25 protein-coding genes are annotated in these 23,610 nt (G+C 63.2%); 14 read left to right on the top strand and 11 right to left on the bottom strand.

Features of this window, described 5'->3' with window-relative positions; translation table 11 throughout:
- Position 1 precedes the first annotated feature (1 nt).
- The 4 genes from atpA to SR858_RS26105 all read left to right on the top strand — a co-directional run bounded on the left by atpA (position 2) and on the right by SR858_RS26105 (position 4,400).
- Positions 2–1,543, top strand: a complete 1,542-nt coding sequence (gene atpA, locus SR858_RS26120; RefSeq protein ID WP_019924041.1) for a F0F1 ATP synthase subunit alpha — start codon at positions 2–4, stop codon at positions 1,541–1,543.
- A gap of 61 nt (positions 1,544–1,604) precedes the next feature.
- Positions 1,605–2,480: a F0F1 ATP synthase subunit gamma gene (atpG, locus tag SR858_RS26115; RefSeq protein ID WP_019924040.1), complete on the top strand. Its 876-nt coding sequence runs from the start codon at positions 1,605–1,607 to the stop codon at positions 2,478–2,480.
- Positions 2,481–2,510: 30 nt separating this feature from the next.
- Positions 2,511–3,911 (top strand): F0F1 ATP synthase subunit beta, encoded by a 1,401-nt coding sequence (atpD, locus tag SR858_RS26110; RefSeq protein WP_019924039.1) that lies wholly within the window; start codon positions 2,511–2,513, stop codon positions 3,909–3,911.
- A 66-nt stretch (positions 3,912–3,977) separates the two neighbouring features.
- Entirely contained in the window at positions 3,978–4,400 is a 423-nt protein-coding gene (locus tag SR858_RS26105) for a F0F1 ATP synthase subunit epsilon (RefSeq protein WP_026637681.1), read from the top strand.
- A gap of 326 nt (positions 4,401–4,726) precedes the next feature.
- Here the strand turns inward: SR858_RS26105 and SR858_RS26100 are convergent, their stop codons facing one another.
- Both SR858_RS26100 and SR858_RS26095 read right to left on the bottom strand, forming a co-directional pair.
- Positions 4,727–4,864: a DUF433 domain-containing protein gene (locus SR858_RS26100; protein WP_154820099.1), complete on the bottom strand. Its 138-nt coding sequence runs from the start codon at positions 4,862–4,864 to the stop codon at positions 4,727–4,729.
- Positions 4,865–4,928: 64 nt separating this feature from the next.
- A complete protein-coding gene (locus SR858_RS26095; protein WP_019924037.1) occupies positions 4,929–5,753 on the bottom strand; it encodes an AraC family transcriptional regulator in 825 nt (274 codons plus the stop codon).
- 72 nt (positions 5,754–5,825) lie between these two features.
- Between SR858_RS26095 and SR858_RS26090 the strand changes: the two genes are divergently transcribed.
- Together SR858_RS26090 and SR858_RS26085 are read left to right on the top strand one after the other, a co-directional pair.
- Complete coding sequence (locus tag SR858_RS26090) at positions 5,826–6,452, top strand: glutathione S-transferase family protein (RefSeq protein WP_019924036.1); 627 nt, start codon at positions 5,826–5,828, stop codon at positions 6,450–6,452.
- Between the two features lie 53 nt (positions 6,453–6,505).
- Positions 6,506–7,228 (top strand): CPBP family intramembrane glutamic endopeptidase, encoded by a 723-nt coding sequence (locus SR858_RS26085; RefSeq protein ID WP_019924035.1) that lies wholly within the window; start codon positions 6,506–6,508, stop codon positions 7,226–7,228.
- Here the strand turns inward: SR858_RS26085 and speD are convergent.
- Genes speD through SR858_RS26060 form a run of 5 tightly spaced genes read right to left on the bottom strand, consistent with a single transcriptional unit; the run spans position 7,194 to position 10,723 of the window.
- Complete coding sequence (speD, locus tag SR858_RS26080) at positions 7,194–7,637, bottom strand: adenosylmethionine decarboxylase (RefSeq protein ID WP_019924034.1); 444 nt, start codon at positions 7,635–7,637, stop codon at positions 7,194–7,196. The two genes, SR858_RS26085 and speD, sit on opposite strands and share 35 nt — an antisense overlap.
- A complete protein-coding gene (locus tag SR858_RS26075) occupies positions 7,634–7,810 on the bottom strand; it encodes a hypothetical protein (protein ID WP_019924033.1) in 177 nt (58 codons plus the stop codon). The genes speD and SR858_RS26075 overlap by 4 nt, the downstream gene beginning before the upstream one ends.
- The gene (locus tag SR858_RS26070) at positions 7,807–9,273 is read right to left on the bottom strand and encodes a DUF4178 domain-containing protein (RefSeq protein ID WP_019924032.1); all 1,467 of its coding nucleotides are present in this window, start codon (positions 9,271–9,273) and stop codon (positions 7,807–7,809) included. Before SR858_RS26070 ends, SR858_RS26075 begins: the two co-directional genes overlap by 4 nt.
- A gap of 14 nt (positions 9,274–9,287) precedes the next feature.
- A complete protein-coding gene (locus tag SR858_RS26065; protein WP_019924031.1) occupies positions 9,288–10,316 on the bottom strand; it encodes an SPFH domain-containing protein in 1,029 nt (342 codons plus the stop codon).
- Positions 10,317–10,336: 20 nt separating this feature from the next.
- On the bottom strand, positions 10,337–10,723 hold the full coding sequence (locus SR858_RS26060; protein ID WP_026637679.1) for a DUF350 domain-containing protein: 387 nt from the start codon (positions 10,721–10,723) through the stop codon (positions 10,337–10,339).
- Positions 10,724–10,805: 82 nt separating this feature from the next.
- Here SR858_RS26060 and SR858_RS26055 point away from each other — a divergent pair, with 82 nt between their 5' ends.
- The 7 genes from SR858_RS26055 (at position 10,806) to SR858_RS26025 (ending at position 18,668) form a co-directional block, all read left to right on the top strand.
- Entirely contained in the window at positions 10,806–12,317 is a 1,512-nt protein-coding gene (locus SR858_RS26055) for a polyamine aminopropyltransferase (protein WP_019924029.1), read from the top strand.
- Positions 12,317–13,927: an NAD(P)-binding protein gene (locus tag SR858_RS26050; RefSeq protein ID WP_026637678.1), complete on the top strand. Its 1,611-nt coding sequence runs from the start codon at positions 12,317–12,319 to the stop codon at positions 13,925–13,927. The genes SR858_RS26055 and SR858_RS26050 overlap by 1 nt, the downstream gene beginning before the upstream one ends.
- Positions 13,928–13,962: 35 nt before the next feature.
- Complete coding sequence (locus SR858_RS26045) at positions 13,963–14,805, top strand: PPK2 family polyphosphate kinase (protein WP_019924027.1); 843 nt, start codon at positions 13,963–13,965, stop codon at positions 14,803–14,805.
- Between the two features lie 49 nt (positions 14,806–14,854).
- Entirely contained in the window at positions 14,855–16,312 is a 1,458-nt protein-coding gene (gabD, locus tag SR858_RS26040) for an NADP-dependent succinate-semialdehyde dehydrogenase (RefSeq protein ID WP_019924026.1), read from the top strand.
- A gap of 73 nt (positions 16,313–16,385) precedes the next feature.
- Entirely contained in the window at positions 16,386–16,991 is a 606-nt protein-coding gene (locus SR858_RS26035) for a glutathione peroxidase (protein ID WP_019924025.1), read from the top strand.
- Between the two features lie 187 nt (positions 16,992–17,178).
- The gene (locus SR858_RS26030) at positions 17,179–18,237 is read left to right on the top strand and encodes an AI-2E family transporter (RefSeq protein ID WP_019924024.1); all 1,059 of its coding nucleotides are present in this window, start codon (positions 17,179–17,181) and stop codon (positions 18,235–18,237) included.
- 71 nt (positions 18,238–18,308) lie between these two features.
- A complete protein-coding gene (locus SR858_RS26025) occupies positions 18,309–18,668 on the top strand; it encodes a DUF1428 domain-containing protein (RefSeq protein ID WP_026637677.1) in 360 nt (119 codons plus the stop codon).
- Positions 18,669–18,696: 28 nt separating this feature from the next.
- Here SR858_RS26025 and SR858_RS26020 read toward each other — a convergent pair whose 3' ends face one another.
- Positions 18,697–19,101, bottom strand: a complete 405-nt coding sequence (locus SR858_RS26020) for a rhodanese-like domain-containing protein (RefSeq protein WP_019924022.1) — start codon at positions 19,099–19,101, stop codon at positions 18,697–18,699.
- Positions 19,102–19,222: 121 nt separating this feature from the next.
- Between SR858_RS26020 and ftrA the strand changes: the two genes are divergently transcribed.
- Positions 19,223–20,185, top strand: coding sequence for a transcriptional regulator FtrA (gene ftrA / locus SR858_RS26015; protein ID WP_026637676.1), 963 nt, complete (start codon positions 19,223–19,225; stop codon positions 20,183–20,185).
- Positions 20,186–20,227: 42 nt separating this feature from the next.
- Here ftrA and SR858_RS26010 read toward each other — a convergent pair whose 3' ends face one another.
- Genes SR858_RS26010 through SR858_RS26000 form a run of 3 tightly spaced genes read right to left on the bottom strand, consistent with a single transcriptional unit; the run spans position 20,228 to position 23,581 of the window.
- Positions 20,228–22,228, bottom strand: coding sequence for a chorismate-binding protein (locus tag SR858_RS26010; RefSeq protein ID WP_019924020.1), 2,001 nt, complete (start codon positions 22,226–22,228; stop codon positions 20,228–20,230).
- Between the two features lie 16 nt (positions 22,229–22,244).
- Positions 22,245–22,820 (bottom strand): nucleoid occlusion factor SlmA, encoded by a 576-nt coding sequence (gene slmA / locus SR858_RS26005; RefSeq protein WP_019924019.1) that lies wholly within the window; start codon positions 22,818–22,820, stop codon positions 22,245–22,247.
- 35 nt (positions 22,821–22,855) lie between these two features.
- Entirely contained in the window at positions 22,856–23,581 is a 726-nt protein-coding gene (locus SR858_RS26000) for a pyrimidine 5'-nucleotidase (protein ID WP_026637674.1), read from the bottom strand.
- Between the last annotated feature and the right edge of the window lie 29 nt (positions 23,582–23,610).

The following is a 23,610-nucleotide window of genomic DNA, read 5'->3' as shown; positions in this document are numbered from 1 at the left end:
CATGCAACTCAACCCATCTGAAATCAGCGAGCTGATCAAGAGCCGGATTCAAGGCATTGACAGCGGCGCTGAAGTGCGCAATCAAGGCACGGTGATTTCCGTAGCCGACGGTATCTGCCGCATCCACGGTCTGTCGGACGTAATGCAAGGCGAGATGCTGGAATTCCCAGGCAATACCTTCGGCCTGGCAATGAACCTGGAGCGCGACTCCGTCGGTTCCGTGATCCTGGGTGCTTACGAGCACATCTCGGAAGGCGACACGGTCAAGTGCACCGGCCGCATCCTGGAAGTACCAGTCGGTCCGGAACTGCGTGGCCGCGTGGTCAACGCCCTGGGCCAGCCGATCGACGGCAAAGGTCCGGTCGATGCCAAGCTGACCTCGCCAATCGAAAAGATCGCACCGGGCGTGATCGCCCGTGAATCCGTTTCGCAGCCGATGCAAACCGGCCTGAAATCGATCGACGCGATGGTACCAATCGGCCGTGGCCAGCGCGAGCTGATCATTGGCGACCGTCAAACCGGTAAGTCCGCCGTTGCGGTTGATGCGATCATCAACCAAAAAGGTCAGGGCATGACCTGTATCTACGTGGCGATCGGCCAAAAAGCCTCGACCATCAAGAACATCGTGCGTTCGCTGGAACAGCACGGCGCCATGGAATACACCATCGTCGTTGCGGCGACCGCGTCGGAATCGGCTGCCATGCAGTACATCTCGGCATACTCGGGTTGCACCATGGGCGAATACTTCCGCGACCGCGGTGAAGACGCCCTGATCGTGTACGATGACCTGTCGAAGCAAGCAGTTGCCTACCGTCAGATCTCGTTGCTGCTGCGCCGCCCACCAGGCCGCGAAGCGTATCCAGGCGACGTGTTCTATCTGCACTCGCGCCTGCTGGAACGCGCAGCCCGCGTGAACGCCGACTACGTGTCCGCCTTCACCAACGGCGCCGTCACCGGCAAAACCGGTTCGCTGACCGCCCTGCCGATCATCGAAACCCAGGCTGGCGACGTCTCGGCATTCGTGCCAACCAACGTGATTTCGATCACCGACGGTCAGATCTTCCTGGAAACTTCGCTGTTCAACTCCGGTATCCGTCCTGCGATTAACGCCGGTATTTCGGTGTCGCGCGTTGGTGGTGCTGCTCAGACCAAGGTCATCAAAAACCTGTCCGGCGGTATCCGTACCGACTTGGCCCAGTACCGTGAACTGGCTGCGTTCGCGCAGTTCGCATCCGACCTGGATGAATCGACCCGCAAACAGCTGGACCGCGGTGCCCGCGTGACCGAGCTGCTCAAGCAAGCTCAGTACTCGCCACTGTCGATCTCGCTGATGGCTGCCTCGCTGTTCGCCGTGAACAAAGGCTACCTGGACGACGTCGAAGTGAAGAAAGTACTGCCATTCGAAGCCGGCCTGCACGCTTACCTGAAGACCAAGCAAGCTGACCTGCTGTCGAAGATTGAATCGTCGAAGCAACTGGACAAAGACGGCGAAGCATCGCTGGCTGCCGCCATTGCCGACTTCAAGAAATCCGGCGCATTTTAAGGTGCTTGACGGCGCCGGGGTTCGCCCCGCGCCGTCCTCAGCGCAGAAGGAGTAAGGACTCATGGCAGTAGGCAAAGAGATACGTGGCAAGATCAAGAGCGTAGAAAATACGAAGAAGATCACGAAGGCGATGGAAATGGTTGCCGCATCGAAAATGCGCAAAGCGCAGGATCGTATGCGCGCCGCCCGTCCCTACAGTGAAAAGATTCGCAATATCGCCGCCAATCTGGCCGCCGCCAATCCGGAATACACGCACCCGTTCCTGGCTGTAGAGCAAAAGGACACGGCCAAGAAAGTTGGCTTCATCGTGGTCACGACCGACAAAGGTCTGTGCGGCGGTATGAACACCAACATCTTGCGCATGGTGACGCAGAAATCCCGCGAGCTGGAAACGGCTGGCAACAAGATTGCGGCAGTTGCCATCGGTAACAAAGGTTTGGGGTTTTTGAATCGCGTAGGCGTTCCCGTGGTCGCGCAAGTGACCCAGATCGGCGACACGCCGCACCTGGAAAAATTGATCGGACCGGTCAAGGTCATGCTCGAGAAGTTCCAGAACGGTGAAGTTGACGCCGTGTACATCTGCTACACCAAGTTTATCAACACCATGAAGCAGGAGCCGGTTGTGGAGCAGTTGCTGCCACTGCCAGCTGCCAAGACTCAGGCGGACGCAGGTAATCACAATTGGGATTACATCTACGAACCTGATGCGGCTGCGGTGATTGACGAACTGCTCGAGCGCTATGTAGAAGCGCTGGTGTACCAGTCGGTCGCGGAAAATCTGGCGTCCGAGCAATCGGCGCGCATGGTGGCGATGAAAGCCGCCAGCGACAACGCTGGTAGCGTCATCGGTGAACTGAAGCTGATCTATAACAAGACGCGTCAGGCTGCGATTACCAAAGAACTCTCCGAAATCGTCGCCGGTGCGGCAGCGGTTTAAACGAATTTAACTATATTTGAAGGAACGAACATGGCTGATGGCAAAATCGTTCAGTGTATCGGCGCTGTGGTGGACGTTGAGTTTCCACGCAACGCGATGCCCAAGGTATTCGATGCCTTGAAAATGGAAGGCTCCGAGCTGACCCTGGAAGTACAACAGCAGCTGGGCGACGGCATTGTCCGTACCATTGCACTGGGTACCTCCGACGGCCTGCGTCGCGGCATGATGATCCAGAACACCGGCAAACCTATCATGGTGCCAGTCGGTAAAGCAACCCTGGGTCGCATCATGGACGTGCTGGGTAACCCGATCGACGAATGCGGCGCGGTCGCTCACGACCAGATCGCTTCGATCCACCGCGCTCCTCCTGCGTACGACGAACTGTCGCCATCGCAAGATCTGCTGGAAACCGGCATTAAAGTTATTGACCTGGTGTGCCCGTTCGCCAAGGGCGGTAAAGTCGGTCTGTTCGGCGGTGCAGGTGTGGGCAAGACCGTGAACATGATGGAACTGATCAACAACATCGCCAAAGCACACTCGGGTCTGTCCGTGTTTGCCGGTGTGGGTGAGCGTACCCGTGAAGGTAACGACTTCTACCACGAGATGGCTGACGCCAAAGTGGTCGATCTGGAAAATCCAGAGAACTCCAAGGTTGCGATGGTCTACGGTCAGATGAATGAACCACCAGGCAACCGTCTGCGCGTGGCGCTGACCGGTCTGACCATGGCTGAAGCATTCCGTGACGAAGGCAAAGACGTTCTGTTCTTCGTGGACAACATCTACCGCTTCACCCTGGCCGGTACCGAAGTATCGGCACTGCTGGGCCGTATGCCATCGGCTGTGGGTTACCAGCCTACGCTGGCCGAAGAAATGGGTCGCCTGCAAGAGCGCATCACTTCGACCAAGACCGGTTCGATCACCTCGATCCAGGCCGTGTACGTGCCAGCGGATGACTTGACCGACCCGTCGCCAGCGACGACCTTCGGTCACCTCGATTCGACCGTCGTTCTGTCGCGTGACATCGCTTCGCTGGGTATCTACCCTGCGGTCGATCCACTGGACTCGACCTCGCGCCAGCTGGACCCGCTGGTCGTTGGCCAGGACCACTACGACACCGCACGCGCCGTGCAAGGCACGCTGCAGCGTTACAAGGAACTGCGCGACATTATCGCGATTCTGGGTATGGACGAGCTGGCTCCTGAAGACAAGCTGCTGGTATCGCGCGCTCGCAAGATGCAGCGTTTCCTGTCGCAGCCGTTCCACGTTGCTGAAGTATTCACCGGCGCGCCTGGTAAATACGTTTCGCTGAAAGACACGATCAAGGGCTTCAAAATGATCGCGTCGGGCGAACTCGACCACCTGCCGGAACAAGCGTTCTACATGGTAGGCACGATCGAAGAAGCCATCGAAAAAGCCAAAAAACTCAACTAATCGTTGAGCTAATTGTTGAGTGCGGTCCTGGCGTTTGCCGGGACCGTTCCATCCGATAGGACACACATGGCAAACACTATTCACGTTGACGTGGTTTCCGCCGAGGAGTTGATCTACTCGGGCGAAGCCGAATTCGTCGCGTTGCCGGGCGAACAGGGCGAGCTGGGTATCTACCCGAAGCACACGCCGCTGATCACCCGCATCCGCCCGGGCGCGGTGCGCATCAAGGTTCCTGGCCGTGCTGAAGAAGAGTTCGTCTTCGTCGCCGGCGGCCTGCTGGAAGTGCAGCCGAACGCCGTGACGGTGCTGGCCGATACCGCGATCCGCGGCGCCGACCTGGACGAAGCCAAAGCGGCAGCGGCCAAGAAGCGTGCCGAAGAAGCGCTGGCCAACACCGGCGCCGGCATCGACTACGCGAAAGCGCAAGCCGAACTGGCAGCAGCGGTAGGCCAACTGGCCGCCATCGCCAAACTGCGCGCCAAGCACTAAGCAACGCATTAGCAGTACAGCAAAAAGGCAGCTTCGGCTGCCTTTTTTTATTGCTTAAATGTTATAGCATTAGTTCCAGAAGCGTGCATGGAGTCAGCATCGAAAGTGTCACAGTCAACTTCGGCACTAGTTTTTGGAACGACGCCAACAGCGTGCCGTTTTTTACCCCTGCCCAGCCACATTGCCCCACCGTTTTTACTTGATGGCCAACCAGGCTGGAAGCAAATGGTCGCGGCAGCGATTCATCAAGCAAAATGCGCATTGTTATTAACCCATTGGGCTGCTGATTTCAGTGCTACGGTGGCAGCTTGCCTGGATACTGTTGGTTAGTGGTCGAGAAATATCTCGATTGATTCTCCAGCCCCCAAGTAATCAAACAGATACGATACCGGTACGCGCGTGCCAAGGAATACAGGCTTGCCGCCCATAATTTCAGGATCGCTGTGTATCACTTTCGTTTCCATATGTCCTCCGTTAAGTGCATGGATGCTTAGATAGTACTCTTGTCCGCGTCTATCAGATGTATCGTCAGGATTTGCAGCTATCGCGATAATGCGCCGGCGGCTTACCCACCAGTTCTTCGAAATCCGACGTGAAATGCGCCTGGTCGTAGTAGCCAAGATTCTGCGCCAGCGTGGCCAGGTCGATGTCGTCGCCGTTGCCCAGCTGGTCGGCGGCGTCGAGCAGGCGGTTGCGACGGATGACCCACTTGGGGCTGGCGCCTACGCAGTCGTGGAACAGCAGTTGCAATGCCCGTACGCTCATGTCCACGCGCTCGGCCAACTGGCCTACCTGGGTCAGATCCGGATGACGGCGGATCAGTTCCATGATTTTTTCAATTTGCGCGATACGGGCGAGGTGCGGCGCCGGTTGTGGCGGCAATGCGTGCCGGAGGATGGCGCTGGCGGCCAGTACCATGGCCGCGTCGTCAGGCGCATCGAGCACGGCGCGCTCCGCCGCCATGTCGTCGCAACCGAACAGCGCGGATAGCGGCAGTTCGCGGTCGGCCAGCGTGTGCACCGCTGCGCCAAGGAAGCCGCGAAACGCCCCCGGCCGGAAGCGCGCGCCCAGCACATGGCCGCTACCCGACAGCGTGTAATTGAACGCTTTCGTCATCACCCCGAACGCCGCTGTGCGGCCCCGGTCGAACACCACCTGGATGCACGGCGACGGCAGCGTACGCTGCGTGTGCGACACGCCTGCCGGCAAGTCCCACGCGACCAGCCAGTACCATTCGATGAACGGCGCCAGGTCCGGCGGCGCCGGATAGCGCTCCAACCGGAACAGCTTGCCCACGGCGGCCGGATTGAGCACACCCTTGTATCGGTCTTGCAACGTCAGCGGAGAGGTCATGGCGGCATGCGCGTTTTTCCAAGACTGCCATCATAGCAGCGGCTATCCTGAGTTCTTCAACAGGAGACCACCATGACCATCAACCTTACCCTGCACCACTGCCCGAATTCCCGCTCCACCGGCGTGCTCGCGCTGCTCGAGGAATTGAAAGCGCCGTACGAACTGCACGTGATGAACATGAAGAAAAAGGAAAATCGCGAGCCAGCGTACCTCGCCATCAACCCGATGGGCAAGGTGCCCGCGATTGTGCATGAGGGCGCGCTGGTGACCGAGCAGGTGGCGATCTACACTTACCTGGCCGACGTATTTTCCGAAGCAAAACTGGCGCCGCCGCTCGGCGATCCGCTACGCGGCCCGTATCTGCGCTGGATGGCGTTCTACGGCAGCTGCTTCGAGCCGGCGCTGATCGATCGCTGGCTCAAGCGCGAAGTGCCGGACCAGGCCACCACCGGCTACGGCAGTTTCGACGATGTGTTCAATACCTTGCTGGCGCAACTGGCAAAGGGGCCATACCTGCTGGGCGAGCAGTTCACCGCGCTCGATGTGTTGTGGGGCACGGCGCTGGGCTGGATGGACATGTTCGAGTTGCTGCCCAAGCGCAGCGAAATCGGTGAGTACGTGAAACGCGTGCACAGCCGTCCCGCCATCGTTGCCGCGCAAGCGAAGGACCAGGCGCTGGCGGCCGCGCAGGAAGCGTGACACATGGATTCAACGCCATGCGATGATTGCCGTTTGCCATGTTGAAAGCGGATATGAACGGCATTCCCCTCGCTACCGTCGTTGGCCTGTTGCTCGCGCTGGGTGGCCCGCTGGCGTTTGCGCTGCTGAAATCACGGAACAAGCAAGGCCCCATCGACATGGCAGGCCAACTTGGTGCCATGTGGGGGCTGTGCCTGGCGCTGCTGGCGATCGTGCTGTTCTGGGAGCTGCGCCCTCTGTCCAGCCTCGGTATTGTCTGGGGTAATTACGGCGCCTGGGCGGCCGGCACACTGATCGGCGTGACGATGATCATCATCACGATTTTGTCGATCCACCTGAGCTTGCAACGGGGGCAGGCGGCCATACCGGAAAGCTCCGCTGCGGGCGTCAAGCGCCTGACCGATTTGCCGCTGTGGGGTCGCTATGCGATCGTCATCACCGCCGGCATCACCGAGGAAATCCTGTTCCGTGGCTATCCGATCGAGCGGCTGCAACAGATCACCGGCAGCGTGTGGCTGGCGGCGCTGATCCCGCTGGTGGTGTTCGTGCTCGCACATTTGGGTGGCTGGACGATCGGGCATTTGGCCGGCGTATTGTTCGGCGGTGTACTGCTTACCGGGCTGTACCTGATCACCCGCGACCTGGTCGCCTGCATGATCGCCCACGTGCTGATCGACACCACCATCATCTTCCTGCCGGCGCTGTTGCGACGCTACGGCAACCCGCCTTCAGCCATTAGAGTTAGCGGACCGGCGGGGAGCGATGTACCGAATTGATCTTGCGTGACGACGGCTGCAAAGCAGTTTCGATGATAGCAAGCGCTAACTCCGGCTGCGCATCGCCGCACATGAAGATATCGGCAGCGGCGAAGCCGCACTCGGGCCAGGTGTGGATCGAGATATGCGATTCGGCCAGCAGCACCACGCCGGTCACGCCCTGGCCGTCGCCGAAACCGTGAAAGTGGCTGTGCAGCACGCGCGCCTTGGCCGCCTCGGCGGCCGCGCGCAGCAGGGCGTCGAGCGATGCGCAGCTGCACAGTTTTTCAGCAGCGATGCCACCGAGGTCGGCCAGCACGTGGGTGCCGGTCGGGCGGTGCTTGAGCGCCGCAGTCGCCGCCGCGTGCGCAGCTGGCACCGGCATGATGGCGGTGTCTGGCACGCTGGCCGGTAACGCCTCGCGCTTCACTTGTGGCCTCCGCCGCCGGAGCCATTGCCATAGCTGCCGCCGCCACCGCCGAACGAGCTCCAGGTGCTGCCGCGATAATTGGACTTGTCGCGGTCGCCCGAGACGGCGCGCACCCACGAGGCGCCTGACGTGGCAAGGGTGACGATGACGGCGTACAGGAAAAATTTGCTCATGACTTGTCGTTGTTATCGAGGAAGGTGGCCGGCAAATAAATGGCCAGCGCGCCCAGGGCGCTCAGGTACCAGGTTGATGAAAAATTCATCAGCATCGGCAAGGCATTTACCACCAGCATGAACATGATGATGTACTTGGCCGCATCGCGGTGGCGGTTGCGCGCGAACGGCCTGGCGCCGACGGTGGCGTTGACCTTGCCGTGGAACTGGGCGCCGAACCATGCGCGCATCTGGTCGGCCGGCACGGGGGAGGAGCGCGACCACGTCATTTCGTGTTCGGTCGTCTCGCGCGCCAGCTTGATCTGCCCAGCTTCGTATTCCTCCACGTGGGTGACATCGCCCACGGCCACGCGCCAGTTGAAGGCGCCGGCGGCCCAGGTGACGGTTGAACCGTATTCGTACAGGCTCTCGTAGCGCACGCGGTCGATCACCACGTTGTCCGCGCCGGGCTGGTATTGCAGCGGCCACTCGGCCATGACGGTGGCGCCGGACCAGCCTTCGTCGGTCTCCACCAGCCACGAAAAGCCGGCACGGGCGCCGTACAGCAGGTACTCGGTCCACTCGGTGCCTTCGTCATCGGCGCGGCGCATCACGCCGATGATGGTGAAGTCCTGTTGATTGATCTTCGCGGTGGCGCCAAGTTCAATGGTGGTCGCCACCCTGGCTACCTGTTCGCCGGCGGCAAGCACCTGCGCCTTGGGACTGGTGGCGTCGATCTGCGCCTGGCAGGCGGCGCAGACCAGGGTGGTGGTCACGCCGGGCAGGTACTTGATGGCGCTGCCGCACGACGGGCAATCGAGAGCGGCCAGCTTGCCGCGATAGCGGCCGGCCGCGCGCAGGATGGTGTCGTCGTCGCGCAGCAGCTGCGGTTGCAGGCTGTCGAGGGTGACGGCCGCGCCGGTATAGACCACCGGCGCGCCGTCGGAATAATCGAGCGTGATGAATTCTTTACCACGGCGGAAATCGGCCACTTTGGATTGATAGCCGTCGCCCACGCGGAACGGCAGCTCGCCCTGGCCGCCGACGCAATCGGCCACGCGGATTTCGGCGGCCGTGTAGGACGCGCCATTGATGTCGTAGTTGCGGCCCGGTTGCAGCTGCTCGAACGCCGGCAGGCGGGCGTCGCCCTTGAATTCTGCGGTGATCGTGTACAGGCCGGAGGAGTCGCCGAGCCACGCCGTGGCGCCGTCGTCGAACAGCAGATACCACTCGTTCCACATGCCGGCCGCATAGCGCAGCTGGATGCGGCCGATGACCGTGAACGGCCGGCCGGCCAGCACGCCGGCGGTGCCGATCTGGATCGGCGAATAATCTTCCAGCACCGCCGACATCTTGCCGAAGTATTTGACCGTGTCGGCGTCTTTGAGCACGGTGGTGGCGCAGTACTCGCACACGGCCACTACCGACGCGTGCGAGCGGAATGTGACTTCCGCGCCGCAGCTGGGACAGGAAACGATTTGCATGTGGTTCCAGGTCGTTAGCCGATCAGTTTTTTCAGCAGCTCGGCCTTGGTGCTGTCGTAGTCGGCAGCCGAAATCAGGCCCCTGTCGAGCAGGCCCTTGAGCTTTTGCAGGCGCGCCTCGATCGAGTCGTCGGCCGGTGCTGCGGCAGCCGGCGCCGCAGCGGGAGCAGCGGCGGGCGCCATCGCAGTGCCCATGGCCTGGCCCACCGTCATGCCGGCGCCGATGCCAGCGCCAATGCCGGCCAGTCCGCCTTCGTTCTGCGCGGCCAGCGGAATCGCGGTGGCGGTCTGGTAGCGGGTGAAGCCGGTCATCTTGTCTGCCGAGAGGCCGCCCTTCATGCCGGCCGAGATGCGGTCGTCGAGCGCGGTCTGCAGGTCCTCGGGCAGGCTCACGCTGGCGACGTTGAATTCATCGAGCCCGATGCCATAGCGGCCGAACGCTTCCAGCAGATCGCCCTTGACCTGCTGCGCCATCAGCGCCTGGTTGGCGGCCATGTCGAGGAACGGCACGTTGGAACTGCCCAGCGAGCTGGCCATGGACGACATCAGGATGCCGCGCAACTGCTCTTCGACCTGGTCGCGGGTGTAGGTGTCGCGCGTGCCGCTGATCTCCTTGAAGAACTGGCGCGGATCGCTGACGCGGTACGAGTACATGCCGAAGGCGCGCACGCGGATCATGTCGAAGTCCTTGTCGCGGATCGTGATCGGCTGCGGCGTGCCCCATTTGCGGCCGGTCTGCACGCGGGTGCTGAAAAAATACACATCCGACTTGAACGGCGAATCGAACAGCTTGTCCCAGTTTTTCAGGTTGGTCAGCAGCGGCAGGGTTTGCGTGGTGAGCTTGTGGGTGCCGGGGCCGAAGACGTCGGCGATTTGCCCCTCGTTGACGAATACCGCCATCTGCGACTCGCGCACGACCAGCACGCCGCCGTTCTGGATTTCCTGGTCCTGCATCGGGAAGCGCCAGGCCAGCACGCCGTCCACTTCCTCGTTCCATTGCAGTACGTCGATAAACTGCTTCTTGATAAAGCTGCCGATGCCCATGGTGGACCTCCGTTCAAATGTCAGGAAATGCAGGCGCCGTTGATGACGCCGATGGAAATGGCGATCGCGCCCAAGAGGCCGCCGAATGCCGTGTTGTTGCCCTCGATCTGGTCCTTGGCCATGTTCAGCACGCGCGTGGTGATGGCGTAGGCCAGCATCTGCACGACCATCGCACCAAACGCCCAGGCAAAGAACTGCTGGTAGCCCAGCGTGTGCATCAGCGCCGAACCGACCGTGATCGAAAAGCCGATCAAGGCGCCGCCCAGCGACAAGGCGGCGGCCTGGTTGCCCTGGCGGATCAGGAGCACCTCGTTGTACGGCGTCATGCGCGTGTACGCGGCAAAGAACACGGCCAGCAGCATGGCCGCCAGTAAAAGATGGATCAGATAATTGAGGATAGCTGGCACGGCGCGCTCTCGCAGGTTAAAGTGATGGCGAAATTGCTAACGAAGCAGCATGGTAGTGCATAAAAAGGCCAAAAGAAGCGCAATGAACAAAAAAATCCTGATCTTGTCCGTGTTTGTGGTCGCGTCGTGCGGCCTGGCGTATGAACTGATCGCCGGCGCCCTGGCCAGCTACCTGCTCGGCGACTCGGTGCTGCAATTTTCCACCATTATCGGCTGCTACCTGTTTGCCATGGGCGTGGGCGCGCATTTTTCCAAGTACGTGCGCGACGAGGACGTGATGGCGCGCTTCGTCGATATCGAGCTGGCGGTGGGACTGGTGGGCGGTATTTCTGCGGCAGTGCTGTTCCTGACGTTTTCGTGGAGCGCCGCGCCGTTTCGCGCCATGCTCTACACGATGGTGTTCCTGGTCGGCGCGTTCGTGGGCATGGAAGTGCCTTTGGTGATGCGCGCGCTCAACGCGCGCCAGACCGACTTCAGTGAACTGGTCAGCCGCGTGCTCACGTTCGACTACCTGGGCGCGCTGGCCGTCTCGCTGCTGTTCCCGCTGGTGATGGCGCCCAAGCTGGGACTGGTGCGCAGCGGTTTTGTCTTCGGCATGCTCAACGTGGGCGTGGCCCTGTGGACAATTCGGGTGTTTCGCACAGAGCTGACCAACGTCACCGGCCGCATGCTGCGCGCCAGCGCCGTGTTTTTCCTGCTGGTGTGCGGTTTTATCTCCGCCGACCGCCTGACCTACTGGGGCGAGCATGGCCTGTTCGGCGACGAAATCGTGTTTGCCACCACCACGCCGTACCAGCGGCTGGTGGTCACGCGCTGGAAGGACGACCTGCGCCTCTACATCAACGGCAATTTGCAGTTTTCGTCGCGCGACGAATACCGCTACCACGAGGCGCTGGTGCACCCGGTGCTCGAACCGCTGCCGTGGGCAAAGCGCGTGCTGGTGCTGGGCGGCGGCGACGGCCTGGCGCTGCGCGAAATCCTGCGCTACAAAAATATCGAGCACGTCACCCTGGTCGATCTCGATCCTGCCATGACCGGCGCCTTTGCCACCCGCGCGGAACTGGTCAAGCTCAATCACGGTTCGCTCACCGACAAGCGGGTGCGCGTGATCAATGCCGATGCGGCGATCTGGCTCCAGCAAAACGACGACATGTTCGACGCAGTGATCGTCGACTTTCCCGATCCGTCGAGCTTTGCGCTCGGCAAGCTGTACTCGGTGCCGTTCTACGGCATCCTGAAAAAACACCTGGCCGCCAATGGCCTGATGTCGGTGCAATCGACGTCGCCGTTCTTCGCGCCGCACGCCTACTGGACCATCGACGCCACGCTGCGCGAAGTGGGCATGAAAACCTCGCCTTATCACGCCTACGTGCCGTCGTTCGGCGAATGGGGTTTTGTGCTGGCCAGCCCGCAGGCCGACTACACGCCGCCGACCAGTTACCGGCTGCCGATGCGCTACCTGAACGAAGCGACCACGCGCGAAATGTTCATCTTCCCGCCCGATATGCAGCCGCTGCCGATGGCGCCCAATCGCCTCAACACGCAGTCGCTGGTGCACGAGTTCGAGCAAGACTGGCGCCGGGTGATCCGTTAATGTTGCGCCGATCATTTTTGGTATGGGGCGGCATGGCCGGCCTGGCAGCCGCCGGCAGCGTGGCCGGTTTCCAGCGCTGGCAGGAGATCACGCCGGTGCTGCACTACCCGGGCCGCGACGAGGGCCACTTTCTGCGCGACCGCAAGGCGTTGCCGCCGCCATCGGAGGTGATCGACACCGACATCGCCATCCTCGGCTCCGGCGTGGCGGGCCTCACGGCCGCCTGGAAGCTCAATAAGCTCGGCAAGACCGACATGCTGATGATCGACGGTCCGCAAGCGTACGGCAACGCCGCCGGCGGCGCCTTCGGCGACCTCGCATACCCGACCGGCGCCCACTACCTGCCGCTGCCGTCGCCCGAGTCGGTGCACGTGCGCGAAATCCTGGCCGACCTGGGCATCATTCAACAGGACGCCTTCGGCGACAAGCCATATTACGATGAGCGCTTCATCCTGCACGCACCGGAAGAGCGGCTGCTGCACGACGGCCACTGGCAGGAAGGCTTCATGCCCACCGAGGGCGTGCCGCAGTGGGAGCTCGACGAACACGCGCGCTTTTTCAAGGAAGTGGAGCGCCTGCGCCAGCTGCATGGCGCCGACGGCCGCCGCGTGTTCGTGTTCCCGACCGTGATGTCGTCGGAAGACCCGGTATGGACGGCGCTCGACCGCATCACGCTCAAAGCCTGGCTGGAACAGAACGGCTACCGCTCGCCCACCTTGCACTGGTACCTGAACTACTGCTGCCGCGACGATTACGGCACGCGCTACGACCAGGTGTCGGCATGGGCCGGCCTGCACTACTATTGCAGCCGCTGGGGCAAGGCCGCCAATGCCAATGACGGCACCTGGCTGACCTGGCCCGGCGGCTTGCAGCCCCTGGTGCGCGGCATGGAGCGCGCGTCCGGCATCGAGCGCCGCGCCGGCACCTGCATCTCGCTGAAAAAGACCGCCAGCGGTGTCGAGGCGCTGTGCTTCCGGTTAGAGGCCGGCAAGCCGGCCACGTACCTGGTGCGCGCCCGCAAGGCCATCTGCGCCATGCCGACCTACGTGGCCGCGCGCGTGGTGGAAAACATCGCCGGCTATGGTTTCGATCCGGCCCAACACATTCCCGAATATGCGCCGTGGCTGGTGGCCAATTTCCTGCTCAAGCGTTTTCCGGACGAGCTGCCCGGCCAGCCGCTGTCGTGGGACAACGTGGTCTATAGCGAGCCGGGGCTCGGTTTTGTCGTCTCCACCCACCAGGACATCCGCGTGCGCCCGCCCGAAAAAACCGTGTTCAGTGCTTACGTGGCGCTGTCGGACCGCACGGCGGTGAACGCGCGGCGCTGGATGGTGGCGGCCAGCCCGGAGGAACTGCTGGCGCTGGCCTGCGCCGATCTGAAAACCGCGTACGGCGCGCAGTTCGCAGCATGCGTGGAGAGGGTGGACATCACCTTGCGCGGCCACGCGATGAGCGTGCCGTGGCCCAACTTCCGCAGCAATGCCGGCATGAAGGCGCTGCGCGAGGTCGATGGCAGCATCCTGTTCGCGCATGCCGATTTGTCGGGGTTTTCGGTGTTCGAGGAAGCGGCGTGGTGGGGTTATCGGGCGGCGACACTGGCGGCAAAGTGATAAGCTCGTCTCTCGACAAAGACATAAGACAACCCATGACCCACGACGCCCGCAAGCGCTTTCTCGCGCCCGCCAAACCCAAGCTGCGCGACGAAGACGCCGGCAACAGCGTGTTCTCCAGCCGCGCCGCCAATCCCGACTTGAGCAAGTCGAAAGCCAAGGCGCTCGACAACGAACGCACGGCTGGCCTGATCGACCGCATCTCCGACCTGCAGGACCGCCTGTACGCGGTACACCAGCATAAAGTGCTGCTGGTCTTGCAGGGCATGGATACCTCGGGCAAGGATGGCCTGGTGCGCGCGCTATTTAGCGGCGTCAATCCGATGGGCGTGCGCGCGGTGGCCTTCAAGGCGCCCACCGACGCCGAACTGGCGCACGATTATTTGTGGCGCGTGCACCAGCACGTGCCGGTCAAGGGCGAGATCGCGATTTTCAACCGCAGCCACTACGAGGACGTGCTGATCACCCGCGTGCAGGGCATGATCGATGACGACGAGTGCCAGCGCCGCTATGCCCACATCCGCGACTTCGAGCGCATGCTGACAGAAACCGGCACCGTGATCATCAAGGTATTCCTGCATATCTCGCACGAAGAGCAGCGCGAGCGCCTGCAGGAGCGGCTCGACGACCCGGATAAGCAGTGGAAGTTCGATCCCAACGATATCGAGCAGCGCAAGAAGTGGGACGACTACGTCAAGGCGTACGAGCACGCGATCCGCGCCACCAACACCGACTACGCGCCGTGGTACATCGTGCCGGCCGACTCCAAGGTGCACCGCAACCTGGCCATTGCCAGCCTGCTGCTCGAAACCCTGGAAGGCATGGACTTGCAGTATCCGCCGCCGCACCCGGACCTGTCCTCGTTCACCGTCGTGTAAATCACGATTTTTTCGGCTATGGCATAGTGGTTTTTTGAGGAGAACCACGATGCTGCAACTGAAAGATCCATCGCTGCTGCGCCAGCAGGCGTACATCAACGGCCAGTGGGTTGATGCCGACAACGGCGCCACCGTGGCAGTGACCAATCCCGCCACCGGCGAACAGATCGGCACCGTGCCGGTCATGGGCGCAGCCGAAACCCGGCGCGCCATTGAGGCCGCCAACGCCGCCTGGCCCGCCTGGCGCAAGAAAACCGCCCGCGAGCGCGCGCTCATCCTGCGCAAGTGGAATGACCTGATCCTGGCAAACACCGACGACCTGGCGCTGTTGATGACGGCCGAGCAGGGCAAACCGTTGACCGAGTCGCGCGGCGAGGTCGCGTATGGCGCATCGTTCATCGAATGGTTTGGCGAGCAGGCCAAGCGCGTGGCTGGCGAGACGCTGGCGTCGCCGTCTGCCGGCCAGCGCATCCTGGTCACGCGCGAGCCGATCGGCGTGTGCGCCGCCATCACGCCGTGGAACTTCCCGATCGCCATGATTACCCGCAAGGCCGGACCAGCGTTGGCGGTGGGCTGCCCGATGGTGCTCAAACCGGCCCAGGCTACGCCGTTTTCCGCGCTGGCGCTAGCCGAACTGGCTGCGCGCGCCGGGGTGCCGGCCGGCGTGTTCAGCGTCGTCACCGGCAAGTCCGGCGACGTCGGTGGCGAGATGACCGCGAATTCCATCGTGCGCAAGCTGACGTTTACCGGGTCCACCGACATCGGCCGCCTGCTGATGGAGCAGAGCGCGCCCACCATCAAGAAGCTGTCGCTGGAACTGGGCGGCAATGCGCCGTTCATCGTGTTCGACGACGCCGACCTCGATGCGGCAGTCGAGGGCGCGATCGCCTCGAAGTATCGCAACGCCGGCCAGACCTGCGTGTGCGCCAACCGCCTGTATGTGCAGGATAGCGTGTACGACGCCTTTGCCGAAAAACTGGTGGCGGCCGTGCAGAAGCTCAAGGTGGGCAATGGTGCCGAGGAAGGCGTCACGCAGGGCCCGCTGATCGACGCCAAGGCCGTGGAAAAAGTCGAGCAGCATATTGCCGACGCGCTGGACAAGGGCGCCCGCGTGCTCACCGGCGGCAAGCGCCATGCGCTGGGCCACAGCTTTTTTGAACCGACCGTGCTGGCCGACGTCACCAGCGACATGCTGGTTGCACGCGAGGAAACCTTCGGCCCGATGGCGCCGCTGTTCCGCTTTAAAACCGAGGATGAGGCGATCGCGCTGGCCAACGATACCGAATTCGGCCTGGCCAGTTATTTCTATGCGCGCGACGTGGGCCGCATCTGGCGCGTGTCCGAGGGCCTGGAAAGCGGCATGGTCGGCGTCAACACCGGTTTGATTTCGAACGAAATCGCGCCGTTCGGCGGCGTCAAGCAATCGGGCCTGGGCCGCGAAGGTTCGCACCTCGGCATCGACGACTACCTGGTCGTGAAATACGTGTGCCTCGGCGGTATCGCGTAAATTGCACGGCAGTCGGACAAGGGGCGGGCATTTGGCATAGAATGAATTTTCTTTCATTCTTGCCCACTCCACCATGTCCAAGATCCTTGCCCATTTGTGCGCTGCCTCGTCCCTGACCCTGCTGGCGGCTACCTCCGCCCTGGCCCAGGCGCCCGCCGCTGCCGGCGCTGCGCCTGCCGCCACCGTGGCGCCGGCCAGCTGCCCCGCCATCCTCAAGCAGAACTTCAAGCGCCTGCAGGACGAGGCGCCGCAGGACCTGTGCCAGTACGCGGGCAAGGTGATCCTGGTGGTCAATACCGCCAGCTACTGCGGCTTCACCAAGCAATACGAGGGCCTGGAAGCGCTGTACGCCAAGTACGGCAGCAAGGGCCTGGTGGTGCTGGGCTTCCCGTCGAACGACTTCGGCCAGCAGGAACCGGGCAGCGCCAAGGAAATCGCCGACTTCTGCTACAACACCTATGGCGTCAAGTTCCCGATGTTTTCCAAGACCGTGGTGTCCGGTAAAAATCCGAACCCGCTGTACGCCGACCTGATCAAGGCTACCGGCAAGGCGCCGGCCTGGAATTTTCATAAGTACCTGATCGGCCGCGATGGCAAGGTGCTGACCAACTTCGGCAGCAAGGTCACGCCCGAAGACAAGCAGCTCGTTGGCGCCGTCGAAAAAGCACTGGCTTCCTGACGCACCGGTGCGGTACGGGCCTGTTGGGTCACTGTGCCGCATAAAACTGGTTTCATGCCGCTCGTCACCAACTAGCATGTCTGCGTAGTGCTTTGTGTGCGCCCGCGCACCGGGCGCCGCGCCTGATTGTTATTGCCACTGGTCAATCGTGGTTTAATCGGTGGCGACTTACACCACGAGATGAACCATGCAACCATTTACCTTCCAACAAAAAGTTTTTCTTGCCCTTCTGGGCATCATCACCATTGCCTTCATCTGGATCCTGGTTCCTTATGGCGGCGCGGTCTTCTGGGGCGTGGTGCTGGCGATTATTTTTGCGCCCGTGTACCGCTGGCTGCTGCAACGCACGCGCAACAAGCCCAACCTGGCAGCGCTGCTGACCTTGCTGCTGATCCTGGTGATGGTGATCCTGCCGCTCACCCTGGTCGCGGTATCGATCGTCAACCAGGCCGCTGCGGTAGTCGAGATGATGCAGTCGGGGCAGATCACGGTGGGCATGTTCTTCGCCAAGGTGATGGCCGTGCTGCCGGACTGGATGATCAACCTGCTCGACCGCTTCCATCTGACCAGTTTGACCAACTTGCAGGACAAGCTGACCGAAGGCGCAGCGCAAGTGAGCCAGGAAGTGGCCAAGCGCGCCATCAACTTCAGCCTGTACACGATGGATTTCCTCACCAGCCTGTGTATTGCCATGTACCTGCTGTACTTCCTGCTGCGCGACGGCGACAAGCTGGCCAAGCGCATTCGCGAAGCCGTGCCGCTGAGCCGCAAGTACAAGCAGCGCCTGTTCCAGAATTTTACGACCGTGATCCGCGCAACCGTCAAGGGCAACATCCTGGTGGCAATCGCCCAAGGCGCGCTGGGCGGCCTGGCCTTCTGGTACCTGGACGTGAGCGCACCTGTGCTGTGGGGCGTGCTGATGGCCTTCCTGTCGCTGCTGCCGGCCATTGGCGCAGCGCTGGTGTGGGCGCCGGTGGCGATCTACTTCCTGGCGACCGGCTCGGTGTGGGAAGGCGTGGGCCTGACCATCTATGGCGTGGTGGTGATCGGCCTGGTCGACAATATCCTGCGTCCGCTGCTGGTCGGTAAAGATACCAAGATGCCCGACTACGTGGTGCTGCTGTCCACCGTGGGCGGCATGGCGCTGTTCGGCCTCAACGGTTTCGTGATCGGCCCGGTGGTGGCCGCCTTGTTCATCGCGGCGTGGGACTTGTTTGCCAATGCCAGCGAGTTTCACCAGGAATAAAAGCCCACGCCGCTTGAATTGCAAAGGAGCGTCGCCTAACCTGACCGTTCAACCATTTGATGGAGGCGGTCATGGCATATGTCGATGGATTTGTGATTCCTGTCCCCCGCAGCAAGCTGGAGGACTACAAGAAAATGGCGGCGGCAAGCGGCGCGATCTGGAAGGAATTCGGCGCGCTGCAATTTCGCGAGACGGTGGCGGACGACGTCAAACCGGGCGAGCACACATCGTTCCCGCAGGCGGTGCAATTGAAGGACGACGAAGTGGTGGTGTTTTCCTGGATCGTCTATGCCTCGCGCGCCGCCCGCGATGAAATCAACGACAAGGTCATGAAAGACCCGAGGCTGGCCGAATTCATGCAGCCGGAAAACATGCCGTTCGACGGCAAGCGCATGATTTACGGCGGCTTCGAGATGATCGTCGACCTCTAGCGGCTCGACGAACCGCAGCAGCTGTCCGCTATGGCAGCTGCGCCAGCGCGAACCCCTCGTCGAGCCAGCCGGTGACGCCGCCGGTCATCAGCTTGACGGGGCGGCCCAGCCGGGCCAGCCGCACGGCTGCGCGCGCCGCGCCATTGCAGTGCGGACCGGCGCAATACACCACGAACAAGGTATCGGCCGGATATTGCGCCAGCTTGCCGGCGACGATCTTGCCGTGCGCCAGGTCGTGCGCGCCCGGCACATGGCCACCCGCGTATTTTTCCGTACCGCGCACGTCGAGCAGCACGAAGTCCGGCGCACCGCCGGCCAGCGCCTCGTGCACATCCCAACAATCGGTTTCAAAGGTGAAGCTGGCCTCGAAGTGGGCGAGGGCGGCAGCGCTGGGTGCGGCTGGTACGGCGGCAACGGCGGACGGCAGGGACATGGCGAACTCCTGGGGTGGTGATGACGCCATTGTGCGGCCGCTCGGCGTTGGCCGGCAGTGGCGTCAATGCCATGCTGCGGTAAGATTGCGACATGAGAACAGCGCCATGAAAAACCGCACCATGAAAAAACACCTGGTGGTCGCACTGGCCTACGACCGCCTGTGCACCTTCGAATTCGGCTGCACGGTCGAATTGTTCGCGCTCGAGCGTCCCGAACTGGGCGTGGACTGGTACGACTTTGCGGTTTGCGCGATCGAACCGGGACCGATCCGTGCGGCCGGCGGCATCACCGTGCAGGCGCCGTATGCGCCCGAGTTGCTGGCGCTGGCCGACACCATCGTCATTCCCGGCTGGCGCGATGCCGACGAGGCGCCGCCGCCCGCGCTGCTGGACCTGCTGCGCGCGGCCCACGCGCGTGGCGCCCGTTTGTGCTCGATCTGCTCGGGTGTGTTCGTGCTCGCTGCCGCCGGCGTGCTCGACGGCCAGCGCGCCACCACCCACTGGCGCTACGCCGAGCGGCTGGCGCAGCGCCATCCGCGCATCCGCGTCGAGCCCGACCTGCTGTACGTCGATAACGGCCAGGTGATCACGGCGGCCGGGTCGGCTGCGGGCCTGGACATGCTGCTGCACCTGGTGCGGCGCGACTACGGTGCGCGCGTCGGCAACATGGTGGCGCAGCGGCTGGTGATCGCGCCGCATCGCGAGGGCGGCCAGGCGCAGTTCGTGCCGCGCCCGGTGGCGTCCAGCGAAGGCGGCAGGCTGTCGCGCCTGCTGGACTGGCTGCGCGGCAACCTGGCGCTGCCGCACACGGTGGCCGCCATGGCCGACCGCGCGGCCATGAGCCCGCGCACCTTGCAGCGCCAGTTCCAGCAGGCGACCGGGCTGGGGCCGGTGGACTGGCTGATCCGCGAGCGCATCGCGCTGGCGAAAGAACTGCTGGAAGCCCCCGAGGTGCCGCTGGCGCAGGTGGCCGAGCGCAGCGGATTCGGTTCGATGGAGTCGTTGCGGCACCATTTCCGGCGGGTGGCGGGGACCACGCCGGGGGCGTATCGCAAGCGGTTTGGGCTCGGCGCGAACGGTTGAGGTTGGCGAGTCATCATCCCGCAGAGTCAGCGAGCTTCGCTGCTACAGCGTGGCTTTCATCGCGCCGCGCAGGGCGTTGCACACCACCAGTTCCTCTGCGCGTTCCAGCATCTCGCGCGTGATCACCGCCTCGCTGGCCTGCCACGCCGGATCGTCGAGCAGCACGCTGCGCATCACGCCCGGCAGCACGCCGCAGTGCAGGGCCGGCGTCAGCCAGCGGCCATCGACCTTGACGAATACATTGCTGCGGCCACCTTCGGTCAGCTCGCCGCGGTCGTTGAAAAACAGCGTATCGAACGCGCCTTGCGCTTCGGCGTCGCGCCAGGCGTTGTCGTAGCGGGTGCGGATGCTGGTCTTGTGGCGCAGGAACAGGTCGCCGGCAGCGGTGGTGTCGGGCGCCAGCAGTACCCGCACTGGCTCCGGCAACGGCGCCAGCGGCGCGTGCTGTACCGTGAAGGCGCCCGATTGCGCCAGCGCCAGCCGCAGGCGGAATGCCGCCACGGTCGCCAGACCGTTCTGTGCTTCGTCCTTCAGCATCGAGCACGCCGCGTCCAGGTAGGCGTTGGCTGCCTTGCCGTCCCACGCGAAACCGAAGTACGCTGCCGATGCCGCCAGGCGCCGCAGGTGGCGCGCGCGGTGCTGTACGCCTTGTTCCGGCGTGACCAGCATGGTCTCGAAAATCTCGAAGCTGTTGGGCAGTCCCGTCAAGAAACGCGCCTTGAGGTGGCATTCGTCGTATTCGTCGCCGCTGGCGCTGTCGTAGACGATGCCGGCGCCCACGCCCATTTCGCCTTGCGCCACGCCGGTGGCGGCATCGGGCGCGCCCAGGGCCAGGGTGCGGATCGGCACTGCCAGGCAGAAGTCGCCCACCGTGCCCGGGTTGGCGTCAGTCGTCGGATCGAACCAGCCGATGGCGCCGGTGTAGATGCCGCGCGGGTCGGGTTCGAGTTCGCCGATGATTTCCATGGCGCGGCGCTTGGGTGCGCCGGTGATCGAGCCGCACGGGTACAGCGCCTCGAACACCTGCGCCAGCGTGGCGTCGGGGCGCAGACTGGCGGTGATGGTGGAAGTCATTTGCAGCACGCTGCCGTAGCGCTGCACGTCGAACAGCGCCGGCACCTGCACGCTGCCGGTTTGCGCCACGCGCGCGATGTCGTTGCGCAGCAGGTCGACGATCATCAGGTTTTCGGCGCGGTTTTTCGGATCCGCCGCCAGCGCGCGCGCGCGCGCCAGGTTGTCATCCGCGTGCGTGTCTGCCTGGGTTGGCGGCGCGGCCGGCGCCGTGCCCTTCATCGGCCGCGCAGTGAGCACGCCGCCCGCGTGGCGCACGAACAGCTCGGGCGACAGCGACAGTACTGCCGAACCGTCCTCACACTGTACCAGCGCGCCATACGGCACCGGCTGGCGCGCGCGCAGCCGCGCATACAGCGCATGGATGCCGCCAAACGCGTCAAAGCGCAGCCGCATGGTGTAGTTGACCTGGTAGGTGTCGCCAGCCTCGATATAGGCGTGGATGCGCGCCAGCGCGGCATCGAAGGCCGGCTGGTCGATATTGGCGCGCACGTTGGCGATGCCGGCCGGGCGCGCGATCGGGAATGAACGCGCCGCCAGCCAGTCGCCCACCTCGGCCGCGGTTTTCAGTTCGCACCGGCGAAACAGCAGTACCTGTGCCAGCAGCGCCGGGGCGGTCATTGCAGCCGCACCAGGCCCATGCACCGACGCTGCCGCAGTGGCCGAGCCGTCCGGGATGGTGGGCGTCTCGCTGCCGGTCGCGGCAGGGCGGCGGTGCGATGTGCCGGGTAGCCCGTCAGCGATGCCCAGCAACGCTACTCCGAGCTCGTAGCTGCACAGCGTGACCGCGTACTCGCCGCGCGCCAGCGCTGCCTGCATGGCGTCCAGCACTTGCCGCCAGTCGCCGATGGTGTCGCAGCGCAGCGTGGCGACGTGGTCGGTGTACAGGCGTGAGGTCGCGGCGACGGTGGCGCCATCGAGCAGCGGGCTCGCGTCATCGAGCAGGGCAAAGCATTCGGCGGTCATGGACATCGCTGTGGTCAAGATGTTACGCCAGCAGCAGCGCGATGTGCAGCGGCGCGTCCTGGGTCGGGTTGTTCTTGAAGCCGCTCTTGGCGTAGCGGTGCCAGCGGCCGATGACGAAGCTGGCCAGCATGGCGGCGCGCGGCGCGACTTCTTCTTCGCGGCCGTGGCCTTCGGTGGCGGCCACGCGCAAGGCCTGCTTGAGGGCCAGTTCCACGCGGTCGTAGAACTGGTTCATGCGCAGTTGCAGGCGGTCGTCTTCGTTGACCAGCGCCTCGCCGATCAGCACCCGTGTCATGCCCGGGTTCTGGCTGGCGAAGTGCAGCAACATGCCGACGATGTCGCGCGCCTGCGTCAGGCCGTCGTCGTGGCGTTCGGCGATCTGGTTGATCAAACCAAAAACGCTGGACTCGATGAATTCGATCAGGCCCTCGAACATTTGCGCCTTGCTGGCGAAGTGGCGGTACAGCGCCGCCTCGGAAAAGCCCAGCTTGCGCGCCAGGGCGGCCGTGGTGATCTTGTCGCCCTTGGGCTGTTCCAGCATCTCCGCCAGCGCTTGGAGAATGTCCAGGCGGCGCTGGCCGGGCGGTGTGCTTGCCATGTGATCTCGCGGGTAAAAAGTAAAAGTAAAGGTGGTCAGCGCAGGCGATGCAGCCGCGCCGGCAAGTTCCGGACAGATTTTACTTTGACATCGACATAAGCGGGGCGGATCAGCCTTTTTTGTGGATGGGCCAGACCGGCCGTGTCGCGCAATGTCAGGTACTGCGTGACCCACGCGGTGCGCATGCCCAGCGCGTGGGCGCTGCGCAAATTGGCCAGCGTGTCCTCGACCAGGATGCAGTTCGCCGGCGTCAGGCGGTGCATGCGCATCAGTTTGCGCAGCAGCAGTTTCGATGGCTTGGGCCGCAATTGGCGGTTGACCGTCATCGCTTCGACCGCGATGTGGTGGCCGAACGAGCGGTGCAGGCCCAGGTGGCGCAGCACCTGGGTGGAATAGCGGTGCGGCGCGTTGGTCAGCAGGATCTTGCGGCCCGGCAGGCGGCGCAACAGCTGGCGCAGCCCGCGCTCGGCGCGGATCAGCGAGGTCAAATCCTCGATGCTGTGGGTCTCGTGCAAAAAGTGCGCGGCCTGCACGTTGTGGTGCTTGACCAGTCCGAGCAGGGTGGCGCCGTAGCGGCGCCAGTACTGGGTGCGCGCGGCATCGACCACGGCGTCGCTGGCGGGCGTGATGCCGTCGCCCAGCACGCGGGCGATGTAGAGGTTCATATTGGCGACGATGGCCGGAAAAATCGCGTACGAAGCGTTGTGCAGCGTGTTGTCCAGATCAAACAACCATACCGGCGAGGAAAGAGTAGTATTCACGAGAGACGATTTACAAAGAGAGCCAAGAC

The sequence above is a fragment of the Duganella zoogloeoides genome (assembly GCF_034479515.1).
Lineage (GTDB): Bacteria > Pseudomonadota > Gammaproteobacteria > Burkholderiales > Burkholderiaceae_D > Rugamonas > Rugamonas zoogloeoides.
The sequence above is the reverse complement of the archived record's forward strand: the minus strand, read 5'-3'. Positions and strand labels throughout refer to the sequence as shown.